This is a genomic window from Flammeovirga aprica JL-4 (genome assembly GCF_012844305.1).
Taxonomy (GTDB): Bacteria; Bacteroidota; Bacteroidia; order Cytophagales; family Flammeovirgaceae; genus Flammeovirga; species Flammeovirga aprica.
Window position 1 is genome coordinate 76,368 of record NZ_JABANE010000025.1, and the last position, 16,711, is coordinate 93,078.

The 16,711-nt window shown below is 34.2% G+C and carries 15 protein-coding genes; 4 read left to right on the forward strand and 11 right to left on the reverse strand.

Annotated features, from left to right (window positions below):
• Positions 1-6: 6 nt before the first annotated feature.
• From HHU12_RS11405 to HHU12_RS11425, 5 genes are all read right to left on the reverse strand, one after another.
• Positions 7-672, reverse strand: coding sequence for a phosphatidylserine decarboxylase family protein (locus tag HHU12_RS11405; protein WP_169656869.1), 666 nt, complete (start codon positions 670-672; stop codon positions 7-9).
• A 138-nt stretch (positions 673-810) separates the two neighbouring features.
• Positions 811-1,755 carry a hypothetical protein gene (locus tag HHU12_RS11410; RefSeq protein ID WP_169656870.1) on the reverse strand — a complete coding sequence of 315 codons (945 nt, stop codon included), beginning with the start codon at positions 1,753-1,755 and terminating at the stop codon, positions 811-813.
• A 229-nt stretch (positions 1,756-1,984) separates the two neighbouring features.
• Positions 1,985-2,335 carry a hypothetical protein gene (locus tag HHU12_RS11415; protein ID WP_169656871.1) on the reverse strand — a complete coding sequence of 117 codons (351 nt, stop codon included), beginning with the start codon at positions 2,333-2,335 and terminating at the stop codon, positions 1,985-1,987.
• A 406-nt stretch (positions 2,336-2,741) separates the two neighbouring features.
• Complete coding sequence (locus HHU12_RS11420; RefSeq protein ID WP_169656872.1) at positions 2,742-3,095, reverse strand: hypothetical protein; 354 nt, start codon at positions 3,093-3,095, stop codon at positions 2,742-2,744.
• A gap of 897 nt (positions 3,096-3,992) precedes the next feature.
• Complete coding sequence (locus HHU12_RS11425; protein ID WP_169656873.1) at positions 3,993-4,898, reverse strand: DUF5675 family protein; 906 nt, start codon at positions 4,896-4,898, stop codon at positions 3,993-3,995.
• 224 nt (positions 4,899-5,122) lie between these two features.
• Between HHU12_RS11425 and purD the strand changes: the two genes are divergently transcribed.
• The 3 genes from purD (at position 5,123) to HHU12_RS11440 (ending at position 11,028) form a co-directional block, all read left to right on the forward strand.
• The gene (gene purD / locus HHU12_RS11430; protein ID WP_169656874.1) at positions 5,123-6,394 is read left to right on the forward strand and encodes a phosphoribosylamine--glycine ligase; all 1,272 of its coding nucleotides are present in this window, start codon (positions 5,123-5,125) and stop codon (positions 6,392-6,394) included.
• Between the two features lie 123 nt (positions 6,395-6,517).
• A complete protein-coding gene (locus HHU12_RS11435; protein ID WP_169656875.1) occupies positions 6,518-7,636 on the forward strand; it encodes a 5-(carboxyamino)imidazole ribonucleotide synthase in 1,119 nt (372 codons plus the stop codon).
• Between the two features lie 161 nt (positions 7,637-7,797).
• On the forward strand, positions 7,798-11,028 hold the full coding sequence (locus tag HHU12_RS11440; protein ID WP_169656876.1) for a WG repeat-containing protein: 3,231 nt from the start codon (positions 7,798-7,800) through the stop codon (positions 11,026-11,028).
• Positions 11,029-11,122: 94 nt separating this feature from the next.
• On the opposite strand, the gene HHU12_RS11445 is transcribed toward HHU12_RS11440, so the two are convergent.
• Together HHU12_RS11445 and HHU12_RS11450 are read right to left on the reverse strand one after the other, a co-directional pair.
• Positions 11,123-11,368 carry a hypothetical protein gene (locus HHU12_RS11445; protein WP_169656877.1) on the reverse strand — a complete coding sequence of 82 codons (246 nt, stop codon included), beginning with the start codon at positions 11,366-11,368 and terminating at the stop codon, positions 11,123-11,125.
• A 245-nt stretch (positions 11,369-11,613) separates the two neighbouring features.
• Positions 11,614-11,859, reverse strand: coding sequence for a hypothetical protein (locus tag HHU12_RS11450; protein WP_169656878.1), 246 nt, complete (start codon positions 11,857-11,859; stop codon positions 11,614-11,616).
• A gap of 263 nt (positions 11,860-12,122) precedes the next feature.
• On the opposite strand from HHU12_RS11450, the gene typA reads away from it, so the two are divergent.
• On the forward strand, positions 12,123-13,892 hold the full coding sequence (typA, locus tag HHU12_RS11455; RefSeq protein ID WP_044205366.1) for a translational GTPase TypA: 1,770 nt from the start codon (positions 12,123-12,125) through the stop codon (positions 13,890-13,892).
• 167 nt (positions 13,893-14,059) lie between these two features.
• Here the strand turns inward: typA and HHU12_RS11460 are convergent, their stop codons facing one another.
• The 4 genes from HHU12_RS11460 to HHU12_RS35310 all read right to left on the reverse strand — a co-directional run bounded on the left by HHU12_RS11460 (position 14,060) and on the right by HHU12_RS35310 (position 16,668).
• A complete protein-coding gene (locus tag HHU12_RS11460; protein ID WP_169656879.1) occupies positions 14,060-14,698 on the reverse strand; it encodes an HAD family hydrolase in 639 nt (212 codons plus the stop codon).
• 87 nt (positions 14,699-14,785) lie between these two features.
• A complete protein-coding gene (locus HHU12_RS11465; RefSeq protein ID WP_169656880.1) occupies positions 14,786-15,709 on the reverse strand; it encodes an SDR family NAD(P)-dependent oxidoreductase in 924 nt (307 codons plus the stop codon).
• Between the two features lie 21 nt (positions 15,710-15,730).
• Positions 15,731-16,156, reverse strand: coding sequence for a DUF4345 domain-containing protein (locus tag HHU12_RS11470; RefSeq protein ID WP_169656881.1), 426 nt, complete (start codon positions 16,154-16,156; stop codon positions 15,731-15,733).
• 62 nt (positions 16,157-16,218) lie between these two features.
• On the reverse strand, positions 16,219-16,668 hold the full coding sequence (locus tag HHU12_RS35310; protein WP_169656882.1) for a helix-turn-helix domain-containing protein: 450 nt from the start codon (positions 16,666-16,668) through the stop codon (positions 16,219-16,221).
• Positions 16,669-16,711: the final 43 nt, after the last annotated feature.

Below are 16,711 nucleotides of genomic sequence, written 5' to 3' on the forward strand. Positions count from 1 at the left end.
TTTATACTATGCTGAAGGCAATTCTGCAATAATTGTCTCGCCTCCTCTAGTTTTTTGTTCTAAGTTAACATTGATTTTAGCATCAAGTGGCAAGAAAACGTCGATTCTAGAACCGAACTTGATAAAACCAAACTCTTCACCTTGCTTTACTTCATCCCCTTCTTTCACGTACCATCTGATTCGTCTTGCCAAAGCACCTGCAATCTGACGGTAAAGAACTTGGATTCCATTTTTATTTTCAGTCACGAAAGTAGTTCTTTCATTATCTGTACTTGACTTAGGGTGCCAAGCTACTAAGAACTTACCAGGGTGATACTTAAAAAACTTTACAACTCCAGAGATAGGATTTTTACTTAAATGAACATTCAACGGAGACATAAAGATAGAAACCTGAATTCTCTTCTCATTGAAATATTCTTCCTCACTTGTCTCCTCAATCACAACAACCTTACCATCGGCAGGTGCTATGACAAGGTTTTCGCCTTGAGGTATTGTTCTTCTAGGATTTCTGAAAAACTGAAGAATTAATAAAAATAATATAGTACTTACTATTAAAACTATTGCATGCACTGTTGTTGCTTCAGGCATATAATAGTAAAGTGGCGCATTTAGGACTGTCAGTAAAATTAATAACGATATAAGTAATGAATGTCCTTCCCTGTGTATTGTCATGAATGTGTTTGTAATAAACTATTTATTATCGCCGGTCAACTAATCTCGTTCTTCTCTTTAATGAGAGAAACGCCGGCTAATGATAAAACATACAAATGTAGTACTTCTTCTGAAATTATTATCTTAATTTGATTAAAACTAATGGCCTGCGCCAATAATTTTTAACCTTTTTCTATTCCTTTTCTCTTTCTTTTGAAGTTTTTGTTGCTGTTTTTCAGACTTTGTCTTCTTACGTTTACTTCGGTTGGGCTGTCCTCTATGAACATCACCATACTTCTGATTCTGTCTATACTTATAGATATTTCCTCTTACCACAGCACCTCCTAATACGGCATGAGAATGTTCTTGTTGTATTCCACACGTTTTTATAGGACAAAGCGGTTTTCGCTGTTTGATGGTATAAGCTACCTTCACCTCTGCAGACATTCTTGTAAGGAAAAAGGATGAACTCGTACTGCCTCCATACTCCAGAAGCCCGTTAGTAGGGATTTGAATGGATGAACTAGCGTAATAGAAGTTAGTACTCAACAAACCTGTAATACTAATTCTATCAGTGACATATTTTGTATAACCTACTCCTAATCCTAGACCTAAACCTGAAGTTGCATTCCCTCCAGAAGTTGAAATTGTATCCGTTTCTGTTATCATCTGACCAGAGGTACTAATTGTACTTGTATGATAGGAAGGAGCTGCTCTCACGAAAAAACTTTCTTGAAAATAAGGTAGAAATGGATTCTTGAAATATTTCAAAAGATAGAAATCTCCATAAATTGTAAAATCCACAAAAGTTGCTTCAGATGAGGCCGTTTGAAATGGAGAGTTTGTTGAGTTAGAGTAATAGGTATTAGCAAATCGAAACCCCACAGCTATTCCATCTTTCACTAAATAATCAGAAGATAAATTCCATCCCCAACCCCAGTTAGGAGCAGGACTGCTAATTCCAGTAGCGGTATTCACTGCCGAAATACTTTCTTTCCATTTGCTTGAAAAAATATTTTCTGATTGAAATCCAATACCTGCCTTCCATACAGCATATTGAGCCTTTCCTTCTTTAGAAAAGCACAACAAAAAAGCAACTATCATTAGTTTATAAAAAAAATTACGAGGCATTAATCTAGATTTCTATTTTGATAAGATATAAAACTCCTATGCAACTACTATGCAAGTTTGGTTTTTATCCGATAAATATATTCTATTTTAGACCCAATAGGGCAAAAAAAAGAGTTCCCGAAACTCGAAAACTCTTTCCTCTTAAACTAAACTAACAAACAAACTTTCAACTAATAAAATCTTTAGGTTATTAGTAGATCCACTAAGATGCCTGACGCACCTCAACATCTTCGATCAGTGATGTCATGTTCTCTAAAACACGATCAACCACAAATGATGGAGCTTCTCTACTTATTATATTTTGATAATCTTCTCTAGTATAGAAGAGATTTAAATTTCTAGATTGGCTGAACAATTCAAAAATTCGTGATTCTACATATTGTTGTAATGCAAAATTGAATAATGCTGTAGTATCAACTTCTTCGTTTTCACTGTTAATAATCACATCATAGATTGGTGTCATCACACCCTCTAATTGTGTTATTTTAAGTGTCCCGTAAATTGTTTCATTTGAAGATAGGTCTGAATAAACGAAGTTAAATTTGATAATCATCTAGGTTACTATTTTAAAATGTCAGCGATATAATTATTTGTAGATCTTTGTTAAATCCACGTTTGCAAACAAGTAAATTTCAAGTAAGTGCACAAAAAAATAATAGTAAAAGATACACGAATAAAGGAATAATACAACATTTTCTTTCTTTAAACGCATTTAAACGGCTATTATACATTATTTTTAGTAAACAAGTTTTAATAAATGAATATTAGCTCACGGTCATATTTTTCAGAATATTATTTTCTCTTCTTGAAATATTCCTCATAAAATGAAAAAATACAAGGGTATAAAACAAAAAAAGAACCTGTAAAAATCACAGGTTCTTTCTCAACTAACAAACAAACTTCCAACTAATTTTTTAAGCAATAAGCTATTTTATGGGTTGTAATATTTTAATATCTTACTAAGAAGCATTTCTTAATTCTACTTCTGTTTCAAGAATTTCAAACTCAAGTAATTTATCTTTGATTAAGTCAAAAGATAATTCTTTAGATAGGACGGTATAATAATCTTCCAATGTTGCTTCTATACATTGTTCTCTGAACTCTAAAAAGGTTTCATAAACTCTTGTTTCAGCAAATTGATTGATTCCCATCTTCAACAACTTCAATCGTTCGATCTCTGTTAATCGTTCCCCGTTTGTCTCTACATCATATCTAAGTAAGTTGTGCTTAGAAGTAACTTTTAAAAACACTGAGAAATTGATATCAGAATACTTCAATTCTCCTTCTAATGTAATTTTATGATATATATTCATGGGACTTGCGATTTAATAGGAACGAAATATTTATATTATTCAAGGCCGAGCGACTTTGTTTAATAACTCTAAATAATTGTAAATATTTCAATTGTACAATATTAATAACCGTATGATATACAATTTATTAGAAAAGTGATATGAATTACTTTATATCCTTATATTTTAAAATGTTTTTTTTCTAAGTTAAGGGAACTTTTTAAGGATGATATAATTCGTTCATTATGAATGAAAAAAGAAAAATATTAAAAAAACAAAAAGTTAAAAAACAAAAAAAAGTACCAATCTGAGACTGGTACTTGCAAATTCTTTCTAATTATAGGAGATCAACTTTTTTTAGAATATCCAAAGGTATTTCTTTAGATAGTTCATCAATACAATCTTGTAATGACACTTGCCTTTTTGTTTTTCTTAAAAATAGAAAACGTTCATAAAGCAATGATTTGCATTCGTTTAGTGTTATTTTCTCGTTTGTGGTTTGATGATTAACAGTTGACAAAGAATAATTTAAAGTAAGTGTAGACTTAGTAATGAAAGAATTTTGATAATAAGATTTAGTAGAGTGTACGGTCATATAAACAGGTAATGTTAATAAGAAGTGTGTTAATAAGCCTTAATATCAGTAATTTATATTTACCATCAAAGTAAAAATGTAACTTTAACACTTTAAACAAAAAAAGAATCCATAAAAATTATAGATTCTTTTCACTAAAACTAAACTAACAAACAAACTTCCAACTAATCGAATATTTTATAAAAGCTTACGCTTTATTATGTTCTAAACAATGTTTCTCTTTGATTACAATACTAAATAAGTTTATTTTTTACACTTATACAAATATTCATTTAAACTTATTTACATTTCTTTAAAAAATACTATTTCTAACCTATTCAATACTACTTTTGAAGGTAATCTTGAAAAACAAATCCTTCCTTCCCTACAACGCTGACTTTCATCCATTTTCCAGCCTTCTCAAGCTCCTCAATTTCAGTCCCATTCTTTATTCCCTTAGGAGTTACCTTATTATCTCCTATCTCAGGTGTTTTCCTTATATTAAGATTACTTCCTTTCGTTTTTACAAAAAGCTTATCTTCCTTTTCCTGTATAAAATCAGAAGACACCCACCCTTCAATGGTCTCTACTTTAATTTTCATCCATTCATCATGATCTTCTAATAGTATTACTCTTTGGTTATTAGATAATTGATCAATGACGTTTCCTTTACTCGAAGGCTTATCCCTTAAATTCAGACTAGATTTTACATTTACCGTTGCTGTATCTCCTACTTTCAACGGACTTAATTCAATTTCATTTTCTTCTTCCTCAGGTACTGCTTTCACATCTATATTCTCTAATGATGTGACATCAAGTTTAAAAGAAGGACCTAACTCCAATATTTTATTCATGGTATTTCTTGAATTTAATATATCAAGGATACCATCTTTTTCAATCGTTCTTCTTTTGGTTTTCAATGCTATATCAGCATAATTTTCACCTACAAGAATACAGCCTTTAGTATCTGTGAAGAAATTACCGGAATGTATTAATATACTTGTCCTTCCGGGCACTTCCTTTCCGTCTGGAGTTTGAACATGGAAAGATCTATTGGCGTAGTTACCAAAATCTCTGAATACAGCCTTATATTCTCCTTCAGGTATACAAGAAATCCAGTTTCTATTTTCTTTCCATGGTAATTCAAGAGTGTCACACTCAAAAACCACATTACCTTCATCATCAACAATCGTCATTTTGCCAAGAGTCTGGAATTTGGAGTAAGTATTTCTAATCAGTGTTGCTTTCATATTTTTATAAGTGTTAGAGCATTCATTTTCAATTTCAACATTAATTTACCGCTTTCACAACAATACTGTACTGAAAAACAATACAAATAGTATGGTATAGGGTATTTTTTTTAGCATATTCGCGTTATATTTTTTTTCGTCAATGTATACAGACATAATTAGTTTCTGATAATTATATCTGTTTACTAGTTATACAGTATACTAAAACTTCAAGAATCAGGGAAATGAAAGTACTCATTCTTGGCTCTGGGGGTAGAGAACACACATTAGCGTGGAAGATCTCCCAAAGCGACAAGCTAACAAAGCTATATGCCGCTCCAGGTAATGCTGGAACTGCAGAAGTTGCACAAAATATCAGTATTTCAGCTACTGATTTTAAAAAACTTGGACAATTTGTTCAAGAAGAAGGTATCGACATGTTGATTGTTGGTCCTGAGGCACCACTTGTAGAGGGTGTAGCTGATTATTTTGCAGAGAATGAAAGCCTTTCTCATGTTAAGGTAATTGGTCCTAAAAAAGCAGGGGCTCTTTTGGAAGGTAGTAAAGACTACTCTAAAAAGTTCATGATGCGCCACAATATCCCAGCGGGTGCGTCTAAAACATTTACACTTGAAACGCTTGACAGTGGTTTTGCTTTCCTTGAAATGCAAAAACCTCCTTACGTTTTAAAAGCGGACGGTCTTGCGGCTGGTAAAGGTGTATTGATCATCAACTCTTTAGAAGAGGCTAAAGCTTCATTAAAAGAAATGTTGAGCGGTCAATTTGGCGAAGCAAGTAAATCAGTGCTTGTAGAGCAATTCCTTGACGGTATCGAACTTTCTGTTTTTGTAATAACAGATGGTAAGAACTATGTAACTCTTCCTGAAGCGAAAGATTATAAGAGAATCGGCGAAGGTGACACTGGTCTTAATACTGGTGGTATGGGAGCGGTTTCTCCTGTTCCTTTTGCAGATGAAGCATTTATGGAAGAAATCGATAAAACGATCGTTAAACCAACTATTGAAGGTTTGACAAAAGACGGTATCGATTACGTAGGATTTATTTTCTTTGGTCTAATCAAAGTAGACGGCAAGCCTTATGTTATTGAATACAATGCAAGAATGGGCGACCCTGAAACAGAAGTGGTTATTCCTAGAGTAAAAAGCGACTTATTAGAAGTACTTGATTTAGCGGCACAAGGTAGACTTGATGAGGCTAAAATCGAAATCGATGAAGATTTTGCTTCTACAGTAATGCTTGTTTCTGGTGGTTACCCTGAAGCTTACCAAAAAGGTAAGAAAATCACAGAAATTGATCAGGTGCAAGATGTAATTCCTTTCCATGCTGGAACAACTTTCAGTGAATTGGGTGAGGTGATTACAAGTGGCGGTAGAGTCATTGCTATGACTGCTAAAGGAAAAGATATGAACGAAGCACTTCAGAAATCTTTTGCGGCAGCGGAAACAGTGAAGTTTGATCAAAAATACTTCAGAAAAGATATCGGGTTTGACTTATAATCTCTCCTGAAATTATAAAGCAGAATTATTCCTTATATATAAGGTGTAATTCTGCTCTAAAAAGTAAATTTCTCAATCATAACAGCATACTTTAATGTATGCTACAATCATTTCAATTATACCATGAAAAAGATAGGTGTTTTAGGAGGTGGGCAATTAGGCCGTATGATGATACAGTCCGCTATGAATTTAAATATTCAAGTGAAAACCTTAGATCCTGATCCCAATGCCCCATGTAAGGCAATGGCACACCAATTTGTTGAAGGCTCAATTAATGAATATTTCACTGTTGTAGAATTCGGCAAAGACGTTGATGTTTTAACCATAGAAATGGAAAACGTAAACGCCCAAGCATTAATTGATATTGAAAGACAAGGAATTGTTGTGTACCCAAGACCTCATCACATACAGATGATTCAAGATAAAAGGGTACAGAAACAATTTTATCTTGATAATGGTATTCCAACTTCTCCATTTGTTTTATTAGACTCTAAAGACGAGCTGGAAGAGTATGAAGATTTTCTTCCTGCAGTGATGAAAGTGGGCAAAGGTGGATATGACGGACGTGGTGTTCAAGTCATGAAATCAAAAGCTGATTTTGAAAAAGGTTTTGATGCTCCTTCAGTTTTAGAGAAAATGGTGGATATTGATAAGGAAATTTCAATCATCGCTGCTAGAAACCCTAGTGGTGATATCACTACTTTCCCAGCTGTGGAAATCGTTTATCATGAAAGCAATTTAGTGGATTACTTACTTTCACCAGCAAGCATCCCTTCTGATGTGGAAGAACGTGCTAAAATCATTGCTTATGATCTTCTTGAAAAACTAGATTATGTTGGTTTATTGGCCATCGAATTCTTTGTAGACAAAGAAGGTAACGTGATTGTAAACGAAATTGCTCCAAGAACGCATAACAGTGGTCATCAGACTATTGAAGGCAATGTTACTTCTCAGTTCGACCAACATATCAGAGCTATCCTAGACCTTCCTTTAGGTGACACTAGTAGAAGATGTGCTTCTGCTATGGTCAATGTTTTAGGTGAAAAAGGTTATACTGGTGAAGCGAAATATGAAGGGGTTGAAGAAATTTTAGCCATTCCTGGAGTATACATCCACCTTTATGAAAAGAAATTCACAAAGCCAGAACGTAAGATGGGACATATTACTATTATTGCGGATGACAAAGAGGAATTACTTGAAAAAGTGGACAAAGTGAAAACACATTTCAAGGTAATCGCTTAAGCATTACTTTGATCAAAATATAAGGGAGATGTTATTTACATATAGCATCTCCTTTTTTGTTTCTGCATTATTATTGAAAAAGTATTTACCCACTCTCAAAAACATTATGATTTGGCATGACTTTCGACTATTTTCATTCAAACAATCACTATCAATCCTAGATGAGAACATTAACTTTTATCTTACTTTTATCTCCCCTATTCTGCTTTTCACAGCACCTTGTACCTGTTGCTAAAAACGGCAAATGGGGCTTTCAAGGAAATTCTGACACCACTTATCCTTATCAGTTCATCACTCCTGTGGAAGAACATAAGGTTTTTAAGATAGGACAAGCTTATAAAATTGGAGTTGTTGATTTATCAGGAAATACCTTATTGCCTTGTGATTACAACAGAGTGGAGGTCGTAAGTGATCAACTTTATGTGGTTTGGAATGAAAAAGGAGCCACATTAGTCGATAAACAAAATGCAAAGCTCACTACTGAATATTACGACCATATTTCTCCTTTCGGGATGTATTTGAAAGTCACTTTGAAAAGAAAAGAAGGTATCATAAAAAAAGATGGAGAGGTGATTTGCAAACCGATCTATGATAAAATCAATCTTCTTGAAGACAACCCTGTCTTTGTCGTTCAAAATGGTGATAAAAAAGGGATAATAGATCTAAAAGGGCAAGAGCCTCTACCAATAGAATATAAAGACATTAAAGCAGTAGCTAACAAACAGCTTTTGGCTACATACCCTAATACACCCCTTGTTTCTTTTATTCTCATCAACGAAGATGGAAGTTTGAAAAACAAGAAAGATTTCAACAAACAAGCTGATTTTACAGCATTCCAAAAGCGATTTTATTTTAATTATTTAAAGAAAGATTTCAGTAAAAGTGGTGCCACTGCTCCTCAATGGTTGGAAATTATGGGTGATCATTATTTGGTTGCTCCTAATGGGAAAGAACTATTGGATGGAAGAAATTTTTTCTATGTTCAGCAAAACGAGAACAATAACTTAACGATCGCAAGAAGAGAAGAAAAAGACGGTACACTGAAGTACTATTTAATTGATCACCAAGAAGGAAAAATACTGTTCAGTGACTCTTTTAAAGATATTGTTTTTGCTGATTTTGGAGAAAGTAACTGGGCTCGTATTTCTGTTGACACACTTTGGGATTGTTTGATTAATAAAGAGGGAGATGTAAAGAGGGTAATAGAGGCCGACGGAATGAATTACAGTATGAGAGATATTGGCAACTTTTACGAGGGTTTTGCTTTTTATCACTCTAATAATAACAACAGCTATGGATTTATTGATACTAATGGCGAAAGTGTTATTCCTCCAATCTATACATTAGCATCTGATTTTAAAGAAGGCTATTCTATTGTAAAAAAGAATGGCAAATTTGGAGCCATCAATACCCAAGGAAAAATAGTGATTCCTATCTCTTATGATGGTATTTCACTTTGTGAGAAAGGATGGTTCAGAGTAAAACAAGGATCAGGTATTTCTGGAAAATGGGGTGTGGTTAATACTTCAGGTAAAGCAGTATTGGAATGTAAATACCAAGAAATCCAATTGGATGATAAAGGAGCGAATGTAAAATTAAATGGTGCTTGGGGAAGGTATTTAAGATCTTACGAATGGGCTTTTACACCTAAAGTAAAGGTTTCTAAAATACACGCTTTCAATAATGGAATTGCGAAGATGGAAAGAAAACCGATTTATGATCCTGTAGACCGAAAGACAATTAGAGGGTATAAATATCAAGGTTTTATTAAAGAGGATGGAAAAGTGATTATTCCTCCAGTTTATACTTCTGTTATTGGTTTCCAAAGAGCATGGGATAAACAAGAAGGTTTAGCGATTATCAATAAGAATAAGCTTCATGGCTTTGTGAATTATTTAGGGGAAGTGGTGTTAGATGCTAATTTTATTTCTACTGGAAACTTCACCGAAGTCTGGACTATTCATAAAGGTATTGCTAAGGTTACCGATAAAGAAGGTTTAACTTCATTTGTTGATTCCAATGGAAAAGAAGTATTGCCATTTGAGTTTACTTCCATCAGTGACAACTATGAGAAAATTTGGAATGACAGTAATGGTGTAGCAATTGCACAACTGAATGGTAAAAAAGGCCTTATTGATTTTGAAGGTAAAAAAGTATCTCCTTTTGTCTATCCAAAGTTATTTCAAGTCAATGAACAACTGTTTGTAGGTCAAGTACCGGACAAAGAATGGGGTATGATCAATCAAGCTGGAGATACAACCGTCAACTTTTCTTATTCGAAAGCGTTGCCTTTATCTTCAAAATATTCTCAGTTAATTCAAGATACCACCTTAATGTACACTCTGTTAAACAACGGGCAATGGAGTAATGAAGTGATTGAACATAAAACTGAAAACTCTGCATCGATTCAACAAAATGAAGACTATACTTATCATCATATTGGAGAGGATTATGCAATCGTCTCAAAAAAAGGGAAATCAAAACTGCAAGGTGTAGTAGATCATAAAGGAAAAGTGATCATCAAACCTAGCTTTAAAAAAATCTTACCTTTCAGTGACGGAATTGCCGTAGCTCAAAAAGAGGGTAAATCAGCCAAAGACCGTAAATATGGTTTTATTGATAAGAAAGGAAAATGGATCATTCCGGCCACCTATAATAATGCTCAGTCATTTGCTGATGGGTTGGCAGCAGTTTGCATGAAAAACAAATGGGGATATATCGATCAAAATAATAAGGTCATTATTCCTATTCAATACAGCAAAGCTTCCAACTTCAATAATACTATCGCTGTAGTCAATCAAACTTCCATTATTAATAAAGAAGGAAAAATTCAGGGCAGTATTTCAAGTACTGAAAATATCAAAGAGGTCAATGAAAACCATATTATTGTAAAAGGGATTGGTTATGAAAAACACCTTTCAATCAATGGCATTCACCTTTATGATATGGATTTTGACGAAGTAACAGCCTTTAATTCAGCAGGGATTGCGTTTGTAAAAACGGGAGAACAGTGGCTTTTGAAAAGAACAATCAATGAAGTAAAGGTTACTAAATTGTTTACCAAATCGGAAAAAGAGATTTATGAAAATAAATATGGCAGACATAGAAAAGTAGTTTCTCTTACGGGTGATGTAACTGAAGATCATGGTTTTGAAAAAATAAAAGATGGGCAGTGGAGAATGATAGGCTTAGACAGTCAGCCATTGAACAACATTTCGTTCTATAACGTGAAAAAGCACAATGATGGTTCTTTCACTTTTGAAATCAAAAATGTTGGTAAAGTGACCAATGCCAAAGGTGAAATAATCACTGAAGACTTTATCCAATCCACTCAGCTATTTGGCGATGGCTTATTGATTTATAATGAAGGCAACGCTGAGTTTATTCAATAAGTCAGTTTTAAAATAAATAAAATGGGCAGATCAATCTTTCAATTTGATCTGCCCATTTTTTTATGTGCTGTCTATGTATCTTTTCAGTTCAATGTTAGAAACTTGAATCCATTAATGATTTTGCTTGTTCTTCTCCTTTTGATGTTAAATGAGGACAAGCACGTTTGTTTGATATTTCTGGATGATCAATAAAACCTTGATTTTCCATCATGCTGAGTAATGCTTCTGACTCTGCATTTGTAACGGATATTCCTAGGTTACGTGCGACTTCACCTAAAGAATTTCCACTATTGAGACAAATACCGACTAATAGTTTCGAGAATTTAATTTCACTTGACATAACTTATTTAGGGTTAAGGTTTAACAGTTGTGTTTGTTATTGGTTATAGTACTTCTACGGGTTGCATAACATTAAGATACATTGTTTAACGATATTTAATGGAGATCTTTTATTTTTAAGAACCTTTAAATAAGCGTTAATTCAAACCAAAGAAAAAAAGCTAAATATACCGGAAAACCGCAAAAAAAAGCTGTGACCTCCGAAAAGACCACAGCTTACTTCCTTATAAATTGAATGCTTCTTAATTAAGCATCTCCATTGATTAAACTCATTGCTCTATCATTACCTTTTTGAGATAAATAAGCAAAAGTTTCTTTTGTAGATCTTTCAATTTTAGACACAAGGCCATCCATTTCTAGCATGGATACAAAATTGTTGATTTCTTCTCTATTGGCGTGGATTCCAAAGTTTTTGGCAATGCATTGTAAAGAATCTCCGCTGTTAAGGCATAATCCGATCAGGAATTTTGAATACTTGGTTTCTGTTGACATAATTTTTATTAGGTTATTCTTAGTTAAGAAATAAGGGTAATGTACATGATAACAATCTCTAATTGTTATTGTTTTCAACTATTAATACAAAGGTCTATTTCCGCAACCGATTTCGCAAACTTTTATTGTTAATTCTCTGTAAACATATAATGGTATGAATTACAATTCATTAGAAATAAATATGAATTGATTCTAAATAGATGAAAAGAAAGTTATAATAGTTTAATAGTTCTATTATCTTTGCACGTTCATAAAAAATTATCATGAGTAGTATCCGTAATATCGCTATCATCGCCCACGTCGATCATGGCAAGACCACATTAGTAGATAAAATGCTACACGCGGCTCAATTGTTCCGCGAAAATCAAGAAACAGGTGAGTTGATCCTTGATAACAACGACTTAGAGCGTGAAAGAGGAATCACCATCCTTTCTAAAAATGTTGCTATCGAATACAAGGGAGTAAAGGTAAACATCATTGACACTCCTGGTCACGCCGACTTTGGTGGTGAGGTAGAACGTGTATTAAAAATGGCTGATAGTGTATTACTATTAGTTGATGCCTTTGAAGGACCAATGCCTCAAACTCGTTTTGTATTAGGTAAAGCACTTTCATTAGGTTTAAAGCCAATCGTAGTAATCAACAAAGTTGACAAGCCAAACTGTCGTCCTGACGAAGTTCATGACCAAGTATTTGACTTGTTCTTCAACCTTGACGCTACTGAAGAGCAATTAGAATTCCCAACTTTCTACGGTTCTTCTAAAAATGGCTGGATGAGTGATGACTGGAAAAATGAAACAGATTCAATCGTTCCATTATTAGACGGTATCATTGATCTTGTACCAGAAGCTCCATCTCCAGAAGGTGACCCTCAGTTACAAATCACTTCATTAGACTTCTCTAACTTCGTTGGACGTATCGCTATCGGTCGTTTAACTAGAGGTACTTTAAAAGAGAGATCTTTTGTAGGTTTAGCAAAAGCTGACGGTACAATCAAGAAAGTACATATCAAAGAACTTCAGACTTTCGAAGGTTTAGGCCGTAAGAAAGTAGAAGAAGTACACGCTGGTGACCTTTGTGCAATTGTTGGTATCGATGACTTCGAAATCGGTGATACAATCACAACTGTAGAAAATCCTGAGCCACTTCCTCGTATGGCTATCGAAGAGCCTACAATGAGTATGTTGTTCATGATTAACAACTCTCCTTTCTTCGGTAAAGAAGGTAAGTTTGTTACTTCTCGTCACTTACGTGATCGTTTATATAAGGAAACTGAAAAGAACTTAGCTTTAAGAATTGAAGCTACAGATTCTGAAGATAGATTTATTGTTTATGGTCGTGGTATTCTTCACTTAGCCGTATTGATTGAAACAATGCGTCGTGAGGGTTACGAACTTCAAGTAGGTCAGCCTCAAGTTTTATACAAAGAGATTGACGGTGTGAAGCACGAGCCAATTGAAACATTAGTAATTGACGTTCCTGAGGAAGTTTCTGGTAAGGCAATCGAATTAGCTACTCAACGTAAGGGTGAATTGTTGATCATGGAGCCAAAAGGTGACATGCAACACTTAGAATTCCAAATTCCTTCACGTGGTATCATCGGTTTAAGAAACAACATCTTAACGGCAACTGCTGGTGAAGCAATCATGACTCACCGTTTCAAAGAATATGCTCCTTTCAAAGGTGAAATGACTTCTAAGACTAACGGTGCAATCATCTCTGATCAAACTGGTACTCCTACTGCTTACTCTTTAGATAAGCTTCAGGATAGAGGTGTATTCTTCGTTGATCCTACTGAGGAAATCTATGAAGGTCAAGTAATTGGTGAATTCAACAGACCAATGGATTTAAGAGTAAACATTATCAAGGGTAAGAAATTAACGAACATGCGTGCTGCAGGTTCTGATGACAACTCTAAGATTGCTCCTAAGCGTCAATTCTCTTTAGAAGAATGTATGGAATACATCAGAGAAGACGAATTAGTAGAGGTTACTCCTGAGAATATTCGTATGCGTAAGATCAAATTGAAGTAATTTCTTTAATTGATTTTTGCTTACTAAAACGGCTTGAAATTAAGTTTTCAAGCCGTTTTTTTGTGGATAATAATTCTTGTGATTCTTGTTGTGTTCGACGATTATGTCAATGATTATTAGCTAAAATAACGTGATGTGGTTCGGCGGGCGGTCACATAGGACCGCCCCTACGGGGTGAACGTGGTTAAATCTTTATGGAATGTCTGCATACCATTTTCACGCATGATTGCTTCATTCTCCTCTCCTATTCCTATGAATTCTAAACCTAAATTTTGGGCTGTCTTCAAATCCCATAATCCATCACCTATGGAATAGATTTTATCAAACTGCTCTACTTTGTAAAATTCTTTTGCATTTTCTATCGCTTTTGACACTATATTTTCTCTTTCATAAATGTCATTAGAAGGTACTAATTGTGAAGGATCATATGATGCTCCAATCGCTTCTAATTTTAGTTTCGCTGGCTCAAGCAATGACCCCGTGGCATAACAAATACCATAATTCTCATTTTTCTGGAGGTTTTGTATTAATTGGGAAGCTCCTTTAATTTCTTCGATTTTATGTTTATTTATTTCTGAGAAGAGAATGTTCGCAAACTGTGCTTGTACTTCAGCATCAAAAGGCTTTAGTACGTGCTCTTCATAAATCACTTTTGAAATATAAGAATCCGTGTGATGTTTATAGGTTTTAAAGTTGAATCCTTCTTCTTTTACACCAAGTATTTTTAATGCTTTTCTAAAGGCTCCTATATGTATTTTGACGGTATCAGTCAGCGTGCCATCAATATCAAAAACGATTAAGTTCATTTGTAGTTTGGTTGTTAATTTAGATTTGAAACAAAAAAGGTGATGAAAAACTTCACCACCTTAAAATTAAGTAAATACTTATAATATTTAATTGATAAATCGATGTATTGCTTCATTGGCATTATCCTGATATACAGGATTACTAAAACCATTGTAATAAGGACTCTGATCTACTAAAGGTCCTGTCAATACATTCTTCTTACTTGCGTAAAAAACGCCACTCTCTAATTTTTCGTTATTAATACTTTGCACAAATCGTTTGGCTCCACTTTCTAGACTATGTGAAAGACCTAAAAGTGGCATGATGATCGGCATTCCTACATATTTATACATAATTCTTTGCAAGAAAGGCATATCATTAAATCCGTCTGTTCCTCTTGTACCTCCAGGGCTTACACTGATAAATTTGATATTCGGGTACTTTCTAGCCATTGATGACATCCATAATGTACCGCTCAATTTTACTCCTGAATATGCTAGTACAGGGTCGAACTTGCTACCGAAAGCGGAACCATCAAAAAGGGAGGTAAATTCATCTACACTAGCTTTTTTCAGTTGGTACTGCTCCATTCCCATTTTCTTCACTCCTCTTGCCACTTCTGAACTCGCATACAATGCAATATTTTTCAACTTATCATTTTTGATCAATTCATCGACTAAAACAACGTGTCCTAATAAATTGGAAGCGGTAATAGTAGTCACTCCATCTTGAGTTGCTTTTTCAGGAGTTTTTCCTCCCAATCCACCTGCATTCATAATTAAAGCATCAACAGGTGTGTCTAGCTTTGCAATTGCCTTTTTCACTGAATCAGCTTGAGAAACATCCATTATGATAATTTCAAAAACCTTTCTTCCTGTCAATTCCTCCAATTCTTTTTGAGCAACTTTTGCCTTTTCTAAATTTCTACAAGCCAAATATATTTTCTCAGTAGTATTGATTTTACCTAATTGACGTGCTGTTTCTTTACCGATACCTGCATTGGCACCTGTGATCATTATTACTTTATTCATGATTGTATATTTTGGGGTGAATTAGATTGATGATGAAAAAGAGGGTTGATTGGCTTCCACTTTTTTCTTTTGGAAGAGATAAAAGCCTACAAAACCTAATATGAATTCTAATACAGTCGCTTTGATGACGCTCTCTACAGGCATTCCATCAGAAAGTATACTGATTAGTCTTCCTGAACCAATGGATAAGAAAACCACAGTTGGAATTAAAGTCGAGAGATAAGATAACTTTGAATTGAATGCTCCTGTGATTGTCGTTAATCCAAGAGCGAAAAGGAGAGCGCTATATGCTCTGGCTTCGTTGAGTGCATTTACATTTCCACCAGAAAGGTCTATTCCTCCTGTGGCTTTCATTTCCACGGGCATTACCAATGACGAAACCCCTATAAATGAAAGTAATAGTCCTGAGAGTACGAGATAACTCTTGATTGTTTTTGATTGTTTCATAACTTCTGTTTGTAATTGTGTAAAACAAAAGTCGATGAAAATTCAGGGAGTGTTTGATCGTTTTAGTTCAAAGATTTCTCATTTTGGTCCAGACGGAAATCAGAGGGTGATTTCCCCACTAAATCCGTAAAATTTCGGTTAAATGTAGCCAAAGAATCGTACCCCACATCATAGGCTACATCAGATACTCGATCATTTGTATTCTGAAGTAATTCTACTGCTTTCTCGATTTTCTTAGTATTGATGTATTTTTTTGGACTTTCTTCAAACACCTCTTTAAACTTTCTTTTAAAAGAAGAAGTGCTCATTTGGGTAAGAGAAGCCAATTCATCCACAGATAAATTGGTAAAAAGGTTTTGTTGGATCACTTTTTTAAAAGCTACTTCAGTAGGTTTAAATATGGCTGAAAGAAAATCCAGTTCATTGGGTGCTTCTGTAGATTTGGATACTAATAAGATAAACTCCTTCAGCTTTGCCTTAATTAGGGAGTCTTGGTAAATAGACTCTAGCACTCACTAAAATCAGGATATTTATTCTTTTTGGTGAGTGTTTTTG

Coding starts and splice junctions, on each gene's coding strand:
- HHU12_RS11405 (WP_169656869.1), bottom strand. CDS start 672: ATGACAATACACAGGGAAGGACATTCATTACTTATATCGTTATTAATT.
- HHU12_RS11410 (WP_169656870.1), bottom strand. CDS start 1,755: ATGATAGTTGCTTTTTTGTTGTGCTTTTCTAAAGAAGGAAAGGCTCAA.
- HHU12_RS11415 (WP_169656871.1), bottom strand. CDS start 2,335: ATGATTATCAAATTTAACTTCGTTTATTCAGACCTATCTTCAAATGAA.
- HHU12_RS11420 (WP_169656872.1), bottom strand. CDS start 3,095: ATGAATATATATCATAAAATTACATTAGAAGGAGAATTGAAGTATTCT.
- HHU12_RS11425 (WP_169656873.1), bottom strand. CDS start 4,898: ATGAAAGCAACACTGATTAGAAATACTTACTCCAAATTCCAGACTCTT.
- purD (WP_169656874.1), top strand. CDS start 5,123: ATGAAAGTACTCATTCTTGGCTCTGGGGGTAGAGAACACACATTAGCG.
- HHU12_RS11435 (WP_169656875.1), top strand. CDS start 6,518: ATGAAAAAGATAGGTGTTTTAGGAGGTGGGCAATTAGGCCGTATGATG.
- HHU12_RS11440 (WP_169656876.1), top strand. CDS start 7,798: ATGAGAACATTAACTTTTATCTTACTTTTATCTCCCCTATTCTGCTTT.
- HHU12_RS11445 (WP_169656877.1), bottom strand. CDS start 11,368: ATGTCAAGTGAAATTAAATTCTCGAAACTATTAGTCGGTATTTGTCTC.
- HHU12_RS11450 (WP_169656878.1), bottom strand. CDS start 11,859: ATGTCAACAGAAACCAAGTATTCAAAATTCCTGATCGGATTATGCCTT.
- typA (WP_044205366.1), top strand. CDS start 12,123: ATGAGTAGTATCCGTAATATCGCTATCATCGCCCACGTCGATCATGGC.
- HHU12_RS11460 (WP_169656879.1), bottom strand. CDS start 14,698: ATGAACTTAATCGTTTTTGATATTGATGGCACGCTGACTGATACCGTC.
- HHU12_RS11465 (WP_169656880.1), bottom strand. CDS start 15,709: ATGAATAAAGTAATAATGATCACAGGTGCCAATGCAGGTATCGGTAAA.
- HHU12_RS11470 (WP_169656881.1), bottom strand. CDS start 16,156: ATGAAACAATCAAAAACAATCAAGAGTTATCTCGTACTCTCAGGACTA.